At 69.0% G+C, this 12,765-nt stretch carries 14 protein-coding genes, 2 tRNA genes and 1 other RNA gene; 9 read left to right on the forward strand and 8 right to left on the reverse strand.

The window, feature by feature from the left end; translation table 11 throughout:
- Window positions 1-19 precede the first annotated feature (19 nt).
- Together AC3ARF_RS04845 and gloB are read right to left on the reverse strand one after the other, a co-directional pair.
- Entirely contained in the window at window positions 20-985 is a 966-nt protein-coding gene (locus AC3ARF_RS04845) for a lytic transglycosylase domain-containing protein (RefSeq protein ID WP_498930790.1), read from the reverse strand.
- Window positions 982-1,746: a hydroxyacylglutathione hydrolase gene (gloB, locus tag AC3ARF_RS04850; RefSeq protein ID WP_498930792.1), complete on the reverse strand. Its 765-nt coding sequence runs from the start codon at window positions 1,744-1,746 to the stop codon at window positions 982-984. The genes AC3ARF_RS04845 and gloB overlap by 4 nt, the downstream gene beginning before the upstream one ends.
- A gap of 93 nt (window positions 1,747-1,839) precedes the next feature.
- Here gloB and AC3ARF_RS04855 point away from each other — a divergent pair, with 93 nt between their 5' ends.
- The 3 genes from AC3ARF_RS04855 to dnaQ all read left to right on the forward strand — a co-directional run bounded on the left by AC3ARF_RS04855 (window position 1,840) and on the right by dnaQ (window position 3,812).
- Window positions 1,840-2,550: a hypothetical protein gene (locus tag AC3ARF_RS04855; protein ID WP_498930795.1), complete on the forward strand. Its 711-nt coding sequence runs from the start codon at window positions 1,840-1,842 to the stop codon at window positions 2,548-2,550.
- Window positions 2,547-3,017 carry a ribonuclease HI gene (rnhA, locus tag AC3ARF_RS04860; RefSeq protein WP_498930797.1) on the forward strand — a complete coding sequence of 157 codons (471 nt, stop codon included), beginning with the start codon at window positions 2,547-2,549 and terminating at the stop codon, window positions 3,015-3,017. The genes AC3ARF_RS04855 and rnhA overlap by 4 nt, the downstream gene beginning before the upstream one ends.
- 63 nt (window positions 3,018-3,080) lie before the next feature.
- Window positions 3,081-3,812 (forward strand): DNA polymerase III subunit epsilon, encoded by a 732-nt coding sequence (gene dnaQ / locus AC3ARF_RS04865; protein WP_498930799.1) that lies wholly within the window; start codon window positions 3,081-3,083, stop codon window positions 3,810-3,812.
- Window positions 3,813-3,913: 101 nt separating this feature from the next.
- On the opposite strand, the gene AC3ARF_RS04870 is transcribed toward dnaQ, so the two are convergent.
- Complete coding sequence (locus AC3ARF_RS04870; protein ID WP_498930801.1) at window positions 3,914-4,618, reverse strand: PP2C family protein-serine/threonine phosphatase; 705 nt, start codon at window positions 4,616-4,618, stop codon at window positions 3,914-3,916.
- Between the two features lie 139 nt (window positions 4,619-4,757).
- Window positions 4,758-4,848: transfer RNA gene (locus AC3ARF_RS04875), tRNA-Ser, on the reverse strand.
- A gap of 104 nt (window positions 4,849-4,952) precedes the next feature.
- On the opposite strand from AC3ARF_RS04875, the gene AC3ARF_RS04880 reads away from it, so the two are divergent.
- Window positions 4,953-5,363 carry a DUF6165 family protein gene (locus AC3ARF_RS04880; protein WP_498930803.1) on the forward strand — a complete coding sequence of 137 codons (411 nt, stop codon included), beginning with the start codon at window positions 4,953-4,955 and terminating at the stop codon, window positions 5,361-5,363.
- A 36-nt stretch (window positions 5,364-5,399) separates the two neighbouring features.
- Here AC3ARF_RS04880 and AC3ARF_RS04885 read toward each other — a convergent pair whose 3' ends face one another.
- Window positions 5,400-6,668, reverse strand: a complete 1,269-nt coding sequence (locus AC3ARF_RS04885) for a S41 family peptidase (RefSeq protein ID WP_498930804.1) — start codon at window positions 6,666-6,668, stop codon at window positions 5,400-5,402.
- Between the two features lie 90 nt (window positions 6,669-6,758).
- Entirely contained in the window at window positions 6,759-7,784 is a 1,026-nt protein-coding gene (locus AC3ARF_RS04890) for a glycosyltransferase family 9 protein (RefSeq protein ID WP_498931757.1), read from the reverse strand.
- A 45-nt stretch (window positions 7,785-7,829) separates the two neighbouring features.
- Here AC3ARF_RS04890 and AC3ARF_RS04895 point away from each other — a divergent pair, with 45 nt between their 5' ends.
- Entirely contained in the window at window positions 7,830-8,579 is a 750-nt protein-coding gene (locus tag AC3ARF_RS04895) for a 3-deoxy-D-manno-octulosonic acid kinase (RefSeq protein ID WP_498930806.1), read from the forward strand.
- Window positions 8,576-9,337: an MBL fold metallo-hydrolase gene (locus AC3ARF_RS04900; RefSeq protein WP_498930808.1), complete on the forward strand. Its 762-nt coding sequence runs from the start codon at window positions 8,576-8,578 to the stop codon at window positions 9,335-9,337. Before AC3ARF_RS04895 ends, AC3ARF_RS04900 begins: the two co-directional genes overlap by 4 nt.
- A gap of 55 nt (window positions 9,338-9,392) precedes the next feature.
- Here AC3ARF_RS04900 and ffs read toward each other — a convergent pair.
- Together ffs and AC3ARF_RS04910 are read right to left on the reverse strand one after the other, a co-directional pair.
- Window positions 9,393-9,489, reverse strand: an RNA gene (gene ffs, locus AC3ARF_RS04905) — signal recognition particle sRNA small type.
- Window positions 9,490-9,573: 84 nt separating this feature from the next.
- A tRNA-Ser gene (locus tag AC3ARF_RS04910) sits at window positions 9,574-9,666 on the reverse strand.
- A gap of 185 nt (window positions 9,667-9,851) precedes the next feature.
- Between AC3ARF_RS04910 and dnaX the strand changes: the two genes are divergently transcribed.
- From dnaX to recR, 3 genes are all read left to right on the forward strand, one after another.
- Window positions 9,852-11,768, forward strand: a complete 1,917-nt coding sequence (gene dnaX / locus AC3ARF_RS04915) for a DNA polymerase III subunit gamma/tau (RefSeq protein WP_498930810.1) — start codon at window positions 9,852-9,854, stop codon at window positions 11,766-11,768.
- Window positions 11,769-11,771: 3 nt separating this feature from the next.
- Complete coding sequence (locus AC3ARF_RS04920) at window positions 11,772-12,092, forward strand: YbaB/EbfC family nucleoid-associated protein (RefSeq protein WP_498930812.1); 321 nt, start codon at window positions 11,772-11,774, stop codon at window positions 12,090-12,092.
- 63 nt (window positions 12,093-12,155) lie between these two features.
- Window positions 12,156-12,755 carry a recombination mediator RecR gene (gene recR / locus AC3ARF_RS04925; RefSeq protein WP_498930814.1) on the forward strand — a complete coding sequence of 200 codons (600 nt, stop codon included), beginning with the start codon at window positions 12,156-12,158 and terminating at the stop codon, window positions 12,753-12,755.
- Window positions 12,756-12,765: the final 10 nt, after the last annotated feature.

A 12,765-nucleotide genomic window follows, 5' to 3' on the forward strand; every position in this document is an offset into this window, starting at 1 on the left:
CCGGCGGGTCGGGGGCTACCTATTCGCTGGCGTCTGGCGCCGACGGGGCGGCGGTCGGCGCCAGGACGCGGCGCTCGGCGGCCTGCAGGGGGCCCGCGGCATGGGCCGGATTGAGCCGGGCCAGCAGGTCCGGGTCCTGACCGGTGCCGCGCGCCCACTCACGCAGGTCGGTGGCGCCGTCGGGCAGGGTCACTTCGGCCAAGTGGGGGACCTGGCGGTCCATTGCGTCGCGCCACCGGTCGCGCTCGTCGGCCTGTTCCAGCAGACACGACAGGGCGTGCAGTTTGCGCGGATAGGCGCGGGTGATGTCGGGAATGCCTTTCAACGCATCCGGATCGGCGGAGGATGCCTTGCGACCGCTCCGTTTCACCGCGCCGAGGATGCGGTGCTCACCGGCGTTGTACGCCATCACCACCAACTGCCAGTTGCCACCGAACATCCCATGCAGGGTCTTGAGGTAGCGCACGGCGGCCCGGGTGGAATCGACGGGGGAGAGGCGGCCGTCGTAGCCGGTGCGGATGGTCACTCGGTGGCTACGCGCAGTCCGCGCGATCATCTGCCATAAGCCCGCGGGCCCCGCAGGGCTGCGCGCGGCGGGCTTGTACCCGCTTTCGATGAAGGGAATCAGTGCGTATTCGGTGGGCAAATGGGCGTCGCGAAGCGCTTCGACCACGTAGCCGAACAGGGGCAGTGCGTCGTCGCCGCGATTGGCGAGCCGCTTGGGCGCGTTGGCGAAGTGCTGCGTCCAGCGCTTGCTGGCGCCGGGGTCGCAGGTTTTTTCGGCGAGACCCTCGCGGAAATCCCGATAGATGGCACTTCCACTGATGGTGCTGCCAGGCGGTGCCGACCTGGACGTGCCGTCTCGGCCGTCCCCGGAGGTGTCGCCGGAACCGGCTGGAGCCGCCCGAGTCCCCGTCATGGCCCCGCACAGTGCGACCATCAGGGCGCCGGCCACGGCGCGGCGGATGCGGTCCAGACCCCTCATGTGGTGAATCCGTCCTTCCAGCGCCGCAGTTCGGCGAAGGTCTCCACCACGTCGTGGGGCTCTCGGCCCAGTCGTTGCGCGACCGCTGCCCGGATGGCGGGCGCGTCCGTGCGCAGGAATGGATTGCAGGCCTGTTCGCTGGCCAGCGTCGTGGGGAGCGTGGACTGGCCCTGGTTGCGTTGGGTCCGGGCCTCGGCGGTGCGGTGTTGGAGGTCGGCGTTGCCCGGGTCCACGGTCAGCGCGAACGCCGCGTTGGCGAGTGTGTATTCATGGCCGCAGCACACCCGGGTGTTGCCGGGCAGGGCGCTCAGACGCGACAGGGAAGCCTGCATCTGCGTTGGGGTGCCTTCGAACATGCGCCCGCACCCCAGACTGAACAGAGTGTCGCCGCAGAACACCAGCCCATGGCCGTGGAAAGCGATGTGGCTGCGGGTGTGGCCGGGAATCTCCAGCACTTCGAACGACCAGTCGGCCACGTCCACGCGCTCGCCATCGCCCACGCGCCGGCTGGCGTGCGGGATGCGATCGTCGATGGGGGCGATGACGGGGAGGTCCGGCCAGTGCGCCAGAAGCTCGCTGGTGCCGCCAATGTGGTCGTGGTGGTGGTGGGTAAGCAGCACGCCAACCGGCTGCAACCCACCGGCGATGGCTCCCAGCACCGGTGCCGCCTCGCCGGGGTCCACGAACAGGGCGCGGCCGGACCCGTCGGCGAGGGCCCAGATGTAGTTGTCGGCGAAGGCGGGCAAGGCGCGGAGCTGCATCAACGAGGTCCTGGTGTGGGGGGCTGCGCACGCGCGTCCCCTCCGCGGTCTAGACTGGGTGGCCACCCCCTCCCTGTGGACGCACCGCCGACCATGCCTTCGCCCGCGCATTCACGTCAACCCGCGGACCGGGCCGGGCTGCACTGGTTCAGCACGCTGGACGGACAGGGGCTGTTGGCCGCCGAATACCCGATCGGCTCCCAGGTGCTGGCCGGCTGCCCGGCACTGCCTTGGGCGTGGATCGGAGTGGCTGCGGCGGAGCCCCCGCCCAATGACAGTCGGCGCGGCCTGTTGCTGCACCGGAGCAACGAGGGATTCGCTGGCGCTGTTCGCTGCGGCCTGCCGTTGCCCCTCGCCAGCGAATCGATGGGCGCCTTGTTGCTGCAGCATGCGTTGGACGATGGGCTTGCCGTCGAGGAAACGCTGGGTGAATGCGAGCGCGTGTTGGCGCCGGGCGGGACGCTGTGGCTGACCGCGCTCAACCCGTGGAGCCCCTACCGCATGCGTTGGGCCGGGGAGGGACTGCGCGCCCGACATCCCGGCGCCTGGCAGGCGGCGCTGCGCCGTGCGGGCTTCGCCTTCGATTCCGTCAGCCTGCAATGGCTGGGGCCGCGCTGGCGGGCCGCGCACGGCGACGGTGGCATCGGCGCGGGCGACCGGTTGCGCGCCGGCATCGCGCTGACCGTCAACAAGCGCGTGCGGGCACTCATCCCGCCGTCGCCGCTGCGGAAACTGCGTTGGCAGACCGGTCATCTGCGGCCATCCGAGCCGGTGCGACGCGAGCCGGCGATAATGGACCAATGACCCAATCTTCAAAGAAGGCCATTGAGGCGCACACCGATGGCGCCTGCCTTGGCAACCCCGGCCCCGGCGGCTGGGCCGCGCTGCTTCGATACAAGGGCAAGGAGCGCGAGCTCAGTGGGGGCGAGCCCGACACCACCAACAACCGGATGGAGCTGATGGGCGCGATCATGGCGCTGGAGGCCCTCACCGAGCCATGCATCGTGACCCTGCAAACCGACTCGCAGTACGTGCGGCAAGGGATCACTGAGTGGATGAAGAACTGGGTGCGCCGCGGATGGAAGACCGCAGGCGGCGACCCGGTCAAGAACCGCGACCTCTGGGAGCGACTGCATGCCGCCACCCAACGCCACCAGATCGAGTGGAAGTGGGTGAAGGGGCACTCCGGCGATCCGGACAACGAGCGCGTGGATGTGCTCGCGCGCGACCAGGCCATCCGATTCAAGGCCCAGGCGGCCAGGCGCGCGTGAGCGCGGTGGTAACCTGTCCTCGCACCGCTGTTCCAGCTTTTTCACCCGGGTAACCACCGCCGCATGCGCCAGATCATCCTCGACACCGAAACCACCGGCCTGAACTGGAGAACCGGCAACCGTGTGGTGGAAATCGGCTGCGTGGAACTGGTGGAGAGACGCCCGACCGGCAACCACTTCCACCGTTACCTGAAGCCGGATTGCGACTTCGAGCAGGGCGCGCAGGAGGTCACTGGCCTGACGCTGGAATTCCTTGCCGATAAACCCGTTTTCACAGATGTTGTGGACGAGTTCCTGGAGTTCATTCGGGGCGCCGAACTGATCATCCATAACGCGGCCTTCGACGTCGGCTTCCTCGACAACGAACTGGCGTTGGCCGGCGCGCAGTACGGCCGCATCCTGGACCATGCCACGGTGGAGGACACGCTGCTGCTGGCGCGGCAACGTTTCCCCGGTCAGCGCAACTCATTGGACGCGTTGTGCAAGCGCCTGGGGGTGGACAACAGCCACCGCCAGTTGCACGGCGCGCTGCTCGACGCGCAGATCCTGGCCGACGTCTACATCGCGCTGACGTCGGGGCAAGGGGAAATCGGGTTCGACGAAGCCGCCCATGCGGCGCAGGTGGAGGCCGCGACCAGCTTCACGGCGACAGCCCCGTCCGCGCGCCCGCGTGTGCTGGTGGCGGACGACGAACTGGCAGCCCACGAGGCGCGGCTGGAGAAACTCCGCAAGAAGGCGGGCAGGGCCGTGTGGGACGTGATGGTGGAGCAAGAAGCTGCGATTGCGGTCGCCTGAAGCCCGCCCCGGCGCGTCGCCTGTCCAGAGGACCGGGCGACGGGACGGTGCGTTCCGGGGGCGCAGGCTTCGCCATCACCCGGGCCGCCGCCCGCCGCGAATCAGTGATTGCGCACCAGCACGACGGTGACGTTGTCCGACCCGCCCCCGTCGAGGGCGGCGGCGATCAGGCTGTCCACGCATTCCTGCGCGCTGCAGTCATTACGTGACAGCACCTGGGCGATGTTGCGATCCTCGACCTCCTCGGTCAGGCCGTCGCTGCAAAGCAGCAGTTGCATCCCCGGGCGCAGCTCGCCGGTCATCGTCTCCACATTGAGGCTGGTGGGGTCGGTCACCCCCAGCGCCTGCGTCACCACGTTGCGGTGCGGATGGCTGCGCGCCTGCTCGTGGGTGATCGCCCCATTGGCGATCAGCTCCTGCACGTAGCTGTGGTCCTGCGACAGTTGGGCCAGATTGCCCTCGCGCCAGAGATAGACGCGGCTGTCGCCCACCCAGGCCACTTCGAAGCGGTTGCCGTTGACCCGGGCCGCAACCACGGTGGTGCCCATGGGAAGCGCGTCATTGCGCCGCCGCGAGGTGCGGATGATCTCCTCGTCGGCGATGCGGATGGCCTGGGCGAGGGGGGTGCCATCGCGGATCTCCCGGACGATGGTCTCGCGGGCAAGGGCGCTGGCAACCTCGCCGTAGTCATGGCCGCCCATGCCGTCGGCCACCAGCCACAGGCCCAGCTCGCTGTCCCCGTAGTAGGTGTCCTCGTTGAGCTCCCGGCGAAGCCCGACGTGCGTCAGATGTCCAAATTCGATCATTTCCGTTCGCGTCGTCGGGCTTTGCTGCGTATAACGCGATCATCATGCCCCGTCGGCCGCGGAGCAAGGTGAATATTGCGCGGTCCGCCGGGGTCTCGGAAAAAGAAAAGGACCCCGTTGGGGTCCTTTTCAGTAAAACTGGCGGAGAGGGAGGGATTCGAACCCTCGGTACGCTATAAACGTACGCCTGATTTCGAGTCAGGTACATTCAACCACTCTGCCACCTCTCCGGGTGCAGTGAGCCGGGAATGATACGGGGCATCGGCCGCTTCGGCAAGCCCGGGCGCGGCAGCGCTACACTGTCGGCCTTTCCCCCTGAACGAATGGCGGCGTCATGTCTGAAATCCTGGTCCCCGTGTCTTTTGGCGAACTCCTCGACAAGATCGCGATCCTGCAGATCAAGAGCGAGCGCATGTCCGATGAGGCCAAGCTGGCCAACGTCCGCAACGAGCTGACGGCACTGGAGAAGACCTGGATGGCGCACCCGGCGGCCGGCCACGACATCGCCAAGCTGCGCGCCGAACTGAAGGCGGTGAACGAGCGCCTGTGGGTGATCGAGGACGACATCCGCGTCAAGGAGAAGGCGCAGGCCTTTGATGAGGAGTTCGTGCGGCTGGCGCGCAGTGTGTACTTCGAGAACGACGAGCGGGCGCGGATCAAGAAGGAGATCAATCTGGCGTTGGGGTCGAGCTACGTCGAGGAGAAGTCATACGAGGACTACAAGTCCGGAGCTGCCGCGCCCTGATTCGGGTTGGGCAGGACCGGACCCCGCCTGGTGATCTCAGCGCCGGTGGCGTGTCACCTGGCCGTTTGACAGCCGGATCTCCAGTGCTGCCAGCGCGCCCGTGCCGTCACGGTCGAAGGCGACGCGGCGGCTCGGCTCTCCCGCGACGGTGAACAGATCATCGCCCAGCGGCACCAGTACCCAGGCTGGGCGGCGTTCGCGCTGCAGGAGCAGGCGGCCGTCGCGCGCGGTGACCGTCACGGCCCCGAACGCACCGGCATAGCCGGCGAGCGCCACTTGGCGCGGCGCGGCCTCCGCGCGCAGGCCTTCCAGGGCCCAGCGCGTATCGGTCGCGGCGGTGCCGACCATGCCGTGGTCGAGCACGGTCTGCAATGCCGCTGCGCGGGCAACGTCCAGTGCGCTGCCGGCGTCGACCGCGATGTCGGGCGCGACGCCGCTCCCCTCCCAGTTGCGCCCGGTGATCGGGCTGACCGGTGAGGCAAACGACACGAACACGCGGAAGCCATCGCCGGCGTCGATCTCGCCGCCGGGGTTGGCCGCGCCGGTGCTGGCCTCGCCGACGATCGTCGCGCGCCGGGCGTACTTCAGCGTGTAGGCAAACGCCTCGGCCGCCGAGCCAGTGCGGCCGCTGGTCAGCACGTACAGTGGCGTCGTCAGGCGTGGGGTCGGGTAGGACTCGAGCGGCGCTTCGCTGCGCGTGCCCTGGCGCGAATGGAAGGTGTTGTAGATGTTGGCACCGGCCGGCGCGAACGCACTGCCCAGGTAGCCGACCATCGCCGGCGAGCCACCGCCGTTGTCGCGCAGGTCGATGATCATGGCGTCGGTGCCGGCGAGCAGTTGCAGCGCGGCGTCGATGGTACGGCGGGCCGGCTGGTCCGGCTCACCGAAGGCGAAGTCGGCGAAGGCCCTCAGGTCGAGGTAGCCGATGTTGCCGGGCAGCACTTCCACCCGGCGCACGCCGTAATTGCCGCGCGCGGGCGGAAAGCCGGCGGGTGTCGGCGCAGGCTCGGTTGTTGGCGCTGCGCTGGGGGCCGACCATTGCACGTTGAAATGCCGGTCGTGCGGCCCCAACCGCGCGGTGAGCGCGGTGGCCAGTTCGCGCGGGTTGCGCAGCGTGTCGAACTCACCCCGCGCCGCCGCGGAGCGCAGGTCGGTGGCGATCTGTGCGGCGCGGCTCGCATCGAAATAGTTCTCCTCGATCACCGCGGCGACGCCATTCACCTGCTCGCGCGGCGTGCCGGCGTGGAGGGGCAGGGCGGCCAGCAGCAGGCACGCGGCCAGGGCGGAACGCAATGGATTCGGCATGACGCTTCCTTTGGTTGGGAATGCACCAAGGAGATACCGGCTGGAGCGAAACCGTTGCAGCCGTTGTCGGCGTCTTCGGCCGAAGCCCCGTCAGCTCGCGTGGTCGGCGACGAACCGCTCGAAGGCGGCGATGGCATCCCCAACGGTCACCAGGTCCATCACGCCCTCGTGCTCGATCTTGGTGCCCCACTTCAGCTCTGCAGCGGGCTGGCCGCGATACTTGCGCGCGGCGTCGTCGTAGCGGTCCACGCAGTAGCGGCGGGTGGTGTAGGGGCCGCTGCGCTCCGGATTGCTGGCGGCGTGCAGGCCCAGCACCCGCGTGCCCATCGCGTTGGCGATGTGCATTGGGCCGGAGTCGGGCGTCATCAGCAGGTCGGCGCGCTGCAATAGCGCCGGCAGCTGCTTCAGGGTGTCTTTGCCCACCAGGTCCAGTGCGGCCCCCTGCATGGCGGCGAGGATGGCGTCCGCCGTCTGGCGTTCCAGTTCACTGCGTCCGCCGCACAGCACCACCCGCCAGCCACGGGCGATGGCGTGGTCGGCTACGGCGGCGTAGCGCTCGGCACGCCAGTTGCGTAGCAGGTGGCTGGAGCAGGGCGAGATCATCAGGGTGCGGCGGCCGTCCTCCGGCCATTGCGTCTTCGCCCATCCGAACGCGTCCGCCGGTACCGGCAGGTCCCAGCGGACCTCGGTCTGGTGCAGGCCCAGCGGCTCGCAGAAGCTGCCCAGTGCGTCGAGGACGTGGATACCCGGTCGGTCGGGGATGCGTTCGTTGATGAAAAGGCCGTGCAGGTCCTTGGAGCGTGACTTGTCATAGCCGATCCGCCGACGGGCCGGGATGAAGGCTGACAGCAGGTTGGCGCGTGCGGCAACCTGCATCTGCAGCAGCACGTCGAACCGGCGCCCGGCAAGCTGCCGCCGCAGTGCGCGCATCCCCGCCAGGCCGGACTTCTTGTCGTATTCGACGAACTCCACGCCCTCCAGTCCCGCCAGCAGGCGATGCTCGCCCTTGCCGATCACCCAGGTGATGGCGACCTGGGGCCAGGCGGCGCGCAGCGTGCGCACCAGCGGCACGACATGGGTGACGTCGCCCAACGCCGACAGGCGGAGGATGCAGATCGAGGCAGGTGCAGATGCGGCGTGAATTGTTAGACTCCAGTAGATATGACGGGCTACGACGCCGCAGAAGGATTGATTCCGTTCCGCGAGGACAGCGGGTACGGCGCGATTCTGTTCGACACCACACGGGTGCGGCAAGCCGCGCCGGAGTGGTTCTCGCCGCAACACTGGGGCACGCGCGCACGCCCGGTGGAAAGCGGCGGACGCGGTGGGGCGTGGTTCATCGATGCGCCTTTCGGCCCGGTCCTGCTCCGACGCTACCTGCGCGGTGGTGTCGCCGCCAACTTCAGTCGGGACCGCTACTGGTGGCGCGGCGCCGCGGCTACGCGCAGCTTCGCGGAATTCCGACTGACCCGCGCGGTGGCCGCGCGGGGCGTGCCAGTGCCGCGGCCGGTGGCGGCCTATTACCGTCGGGAAGGTCTGTTTTATACCGCAGCGATCCTGCTGGACCGCCTGGAGGACGTGCGCTCGCTGGCCGATCGGGCCGCGGTCGCCGGGGATGGCGCGCCATGGGAGGAGGCGGGACGGCTGATCGCGCGCAGCCACCGCGCCGGCTTGGACCATGCGGACCTCAACGCCCACAACCTGCTGTTCGACCCCGGCGGCAACGGTTGGGTGATCGACCTGGACCGCGGGCAGTTGCGTATACCCGCCACCGGTTGGCGTCGAGGCAACCTTCAACGCCTGCATCGCTCGCTGATGAAGCTGCGCGGACAGCGCTCCGAGGAAGAGGTGGAGCGCGATTTCCAGCGCCTGCGCAGCGCCTATGACCTTGCCTGGAGCCGGGGTACGTGAAGGGCTGGGCGCTGCGGCTCCATGGGGTCGGCAATGCCTCGGCGGTCGAGCTCGGCTCGGCCATGTCCACCATCGAGCGCGACGGAGCGCCCTGGCTGACCATCGACTGCGGCGCCGAAGGCCTGACCGCCTTCTTGGGCCGCTACGGCCATGCCCCGCGTGCGCTGTTCATCACCCACACCCATCTGGACCACGTGGCCGGCTTCGAGCGGCTGTTCGTGGAGAGCTTCTTCAACCCGTCGCTGCGCGGCCAGGTGCGGGTGTACGTACCCGCCCCGCTGGTGCCGCTGCTGCACCAGCGGGTGGGCGACTACCCCAATGCGCTGGCCGAAGGGGGCGCCAATTTCTGGGATGCATTCCGGGTGGTGCCGGTGGGCACCGCGTTCTGGCATGACGGCGTGAGGCTGGAGGTTTTCCAGGCGCGCCACCATTGGCCGGACACGGCGTTCGGCCTGCGGCTCAAGGGAAGCGTGGTGTGGACCGGCGATACCCGGCCGATCCCCGAGGTGCTGGCGCGCGTCGCCGATGATGGCGAGCTCGTCGCGCACGATTGCGCGCTGCACGGCAACCCGTCGCACAGCGGAATCGAGGACCTGGAGCGCGAGTACCCCCCGGCCTTGCTGGCGCGGTGCGTGCTGTACCACTACGCCAGCCGCGAGGAAGGTGAGGTGCTGGGCGCGCGCGGGTACCGCGTCGCGCATCCGGATGAGTGTCTGCCGTTGGCCGAGCCCACGGCCATGCGCGCCGAGCCGGTCTGAGCCGGCGGGTCGCGCGTCCGGCGATTGTGCGGGTGGGGGGCCTGAAAAGGCGGTAGCCCCGCCGGCTGACCTCGGCACCCGCGTCAGTCGATACCGTTGCTGCCTTCCGGCCCTGGCGGGATTTTCGACCTAGCGTCGCGAGGGGCCGACGGGGCCACCATAGGCGACTGCGGGGCTTCGCTTGGGCAAACGGCGCACGGGCGCAGCAGGCTGGGCGGGACTCGCATTCAAGAATCTGGCGGAGAGAGGGGGATTCGAACCCCCGAAGCGCGGTTTAGACGCTTACACACTTTCCAGGCGTGCTCCTTCAACCACTCGGACACCTCTCCGGGTCCCGGGGCCACGGCGCAGGGCTGCGGCCTCGGGGTCGCAAAGTCTAGCCTTCGCGGGGCTTGCGGACAAGTCGGCGCGGTGGATGCGATGCGCCGTGGCACAATGTCGACGAGTCCGATCAACCGGTCCGACACGCCGCGCTCCCCGCTGCGCCACGGCCCGCCGCACTGCAAAGGATCCGATGTCCTACCTCGTTCTCGCCCGTAAATGGCGCCCCAAGCGCTTCGCCGAACTGGTCGGGCAGGAGCACGTGGTCCGTGCGCTGACCAATGCGCTGGAGACCGGCCGGGTCCACCACGCGTTCCTGTTCACCGGCACCCGCGGGGTGGGCAAGACCACCATCGCGCGCATCTTCGCCAAGTCGCTGAACTGCGAGCAGGGCACGTCGTCCGACCCGTGCGGCGTCTGCGCCACCTGCCAGGACATCGACGCCGGCCGCTTCTTCGACCTGATCGAGATCGACGCGGCATCCAACACCGGCGTGGATGACGTGCGCGAGGTCATCGAGAACGCGCAGTACATGCCCAGCCGCGGCCGGGTGAAGGTCTACCTGATCGACGAAGTGCACATGCTGTCCAAGGCGGCCTTCAACGCGCTGCTGAAGACGCTGGAGGAGCCGCCAGGTCACGTGAAGTTCCTGCTGGCCACCACCGACCCGCAGAAACTGCCGGTGACGGTGCTGTCGCGCTGCCTGCAGTTCAACCTCAAGCGGTTGGACGAGGCGCAGATCACCGGGCAGATGAACAGGATCCTGGAAGCCGAGGGCATCACGGTCGAGCCCGGCGCCATCCGGCTGCTCAGCAAGGCCGCCGATGGCAGCCTGCGCGACGGTTTGTCGCTGCTGGACCAGGCGATTGCCTATACCGGCGCCAACAGCGGCGGCGGGCAACTGGCCGAGAGCGGCGTGGCGACCATGCTGGGCTCGGTGGACCGCACCCGCGTCGGCGTGCTGCTTTCGGCGCTGGCCGATGGCGACGGCGAGGCGCTGCTGGCGGAGGTGGCCGCGCTGGCGGACTTTTCGCCCGATTGGAGCACCGTGCTGGACGCCCTGAGCGACGCCATGCACCGCATCCAGGTGCGCCAGCTGGTTCCCGGCGCGCCGGTCGAAACCGATGGCGTGGACATTGACGGGCTGGCCTCGCGCATCCGCGCGGAGGTGATCCAGCTGTGGTACCAGATGGCGCTCAACGGGCGCCGGGACCTGCCGCTGGCGCCGAGCCCGCGCGCCGGCTTCGAGATGACGTTGCTGCGCATGCTGGCCTTCCGTCCTGCGGATGGCGGCGGCAGTGCGCGCACGGCGCAGGTGGAAGGTGGTGCGGCGCGGGATGGCGCGCCCGCGGGGGTCGCTGCGAGTGCGGCCGCTCAAGGGCCTTCCGTCGAAGTCGCCTCGTTCCAAGGCATTGCCCGTGCGGACGAGCGGGCAGAAGAACGCGTCGGTCGCCCCGCCGGGCTTGCGCCTCCAACCCCGCACGCCAAGCCTGCGGATGACGACCTTCCGCCGTGGGCTGAGGACGTTCCTGTCGGCCCGTCGCCGCCGCAGCCTGCGGCAGTCACCGCGGTGGCGGACATTGCGCCGCCTATCGTGATCGAGCGCAACCAGCCGCCTCGCCCTGCCGCGCCCGCCCCTCCGAGTGTTTCCGCTGCGCCCGCACCGGCGCCCGTCGCTGCGCCGACTGTCGCCGCCATCGCCCACGTCGATCTGGACGCCAGCATTACCAGTGCAGACGAGTGGCACGAGTTTGTCGCCGCCAGCGACCTCAAGGGCCCCGCACGCCTGCTGGCCGAACACGCCGTTTTCGGCGGGTATACCGAGGGCGTGCTGACCTTGGCCTTGCCCGAGGCCGACCAGCACCTGGGCGTCCCCAACCTGGTCAAGCTGGTGGCCGAGGCGCTGGTGCCACGGCTCGGCAGCGCGCCACAGATTCGCTTCACCACGGCCGCTCCCGGCGAATCGATCCGCGAACGAAATGATCGCGCGCGCGACGAACGGCAAGCCGCGGCCGAGACCACTTTCATGGACAACGCCGATGTGCAGCGCCTGATCGCGCAGTACGGCGCGCGCGTTGTCCCTGACTCCATCCGCCCACTGGAAGACTGAAACATGCGTGGAAACATCGCCCAACTGATGCAGCAGGCGCAGCGAATGCAGGAAAACGTGCAGCGCGCGCAGGAAGAACTGGCCAAGATCGAAGTGACCGGCAACGCCGGCGGCGGCATGGTCAGCGTGACCCTGACCGGTCGCATGGAGTGCCGCAAGGTGCGCATCGACCCGAGCGTGATCAGCGACGCCGAAATGGCCGAGGACCTGATCGCCGCCGCATTCAACGATGCGGTCAACAAGGTCAACGCCGAGTCGCAGTCGAAGATGTCCGCCGCCACGGCCGGCATGCCGCTGCCGCCCGGCATGAAGATGCCGTTCTGATCGGGCCGGGTGGCGTCGCGGAGCGGGCATGCGCCCGCCTCGCGCGCGCCCGTGTCGCCTGCAATGAGCGCATCACTGCTTGAACAACTGATCGACGCGTTCCGCGTGCTGCCCGGCGTCGGGCAGAAGTCGGCGCAGCGCATGGCCTACCACGTGCTCGAGCGCGAGCGCGAGGGTGGCCAGCGCCTGGCCGACACCCTGGCCCAGGCCATCGAGCGGATCGGCCACTGCAAGCGCTGCCGCGATTTCAGCGAGACCGAAGTCTGCGCAACCTGTGCCAGTGCCTCGCGCGATGCGCACCAGCTGTGCATCGTCGAGTCGCCGGCCGACCGCCTTGCCATCGAGCAGGCCACCGGTTACCGCGGCCTGTACTTCGTGCTGCAGGGCCGGCTGTCGCCGCTGGATGGCATCGGACCGCGCGAGTTGGGACTGGATGCGCTGGCCGCACGGCTGGCCGAAGGCGAGGTGCAGGAGTTGATCATCGCCACCAACCCGACGGTCGAAGGCGAGGCCACGGCGCATTACCTGGCGCAACTGGCACGCCAGCATCAGGTCCGCCCCAGTCGGCTGGCCCACGGCGTGCCGCTGGGCGGCGAGCTGGAATACGTGGACCGCGGAACACTCTCGCATGCCTTCGGCAGCCGTAGCGAAATGCCCGATTGAGCGAGGCGCG

The sequence above is a fragment of the Lysobacter sp. KACC 24251 genome, from assembly GCF_057747755.1.

Bases quoted from the DNA above. Each gene is read 5' to 3' on its own strand.
- dnaQ (WP_498930799.1), top strand. From the start codon at position 3,081: ATGCGCCAGATCATCCTCGACACCGAAACCACCGGCCTGAACTGGAGA.
- gloB (WP_498930792.1), bottom strand. From the start codon at position 1,746: ATGCAGCTCCGCGCCTTGCCCGCCTTCGCCGACAACTACATCTGGGCC.
- rnhA (WP_498930797.1), top strand. From the start codon at position 2,547: ATGACCCAATCTTCAAAGAAGGCCATTGAGGCGCACACCGATGGCGCC.
- AC3ARF_RS04880 (WP_498930803.1), top strand. From the start codon at position 4,953: ATGTCTGAAATCCTGGTCCCCGTGTCTTTTGGCGAACTCCTCGACAAG.
- AC3ARF_RS04845 (WP_498930790.1), bottom strand. From the start codon at position 985: ATGAGGGGTCTGGACCGCATCCGCCGCGCCGTGGCCGGCGCCCTGATG.
- AC3ARF_RS04870 (WP_498930801.1), bottom strand. From the start codon at position 4,618: ATGATCGAATTTGGACATCTGACGCACGTCGGGCTTCGCCGGGAGCTC.
- AC3ARF_RS04920 (WP_498930812.1), top strand. From the start codon at position 11,772: ATGCGTGGAAACATCGCCCAACTGATGCAGCAGGCGCAGCGAATGCAG.
- dnaX (WP_498930810.1), top strand. From the start codon at position 9,852: ATGTCCTACCTCGTTCTCGCCCGTAAATGGCGCCCCAAGCGCTTCGCC.
- AC3ARF_RS04895 (WP_498930806.1), top strand. From the start codon at position 7,830: ATGACGGGCTACGACGCCGCAGAAGGATTGATTCCGTTCCGCGAGGAC.
- AC3ARF_RS04855 (WP_498930795.1), top strand. From the start codon at position 1,840: ATGCCTTCGCCCGCGCATTCACGTCAACCCGCGGACCGGGCCGGGCTG.
- AC3ARF_RS04885 (WP_498930804.1), bottom strand. From the start codon at position 6,668: ATGCCGAATCCATTGCGTTCCGCCCTGGCCGCGTGCCTGCTGCTGGCC.
- recR (WP_498930814.1), top strand. From the start codon at position 12,156: ATGAGCGCATCACTGCTTGAACAACTGATCGACGCGTTCCGCGTGCTG.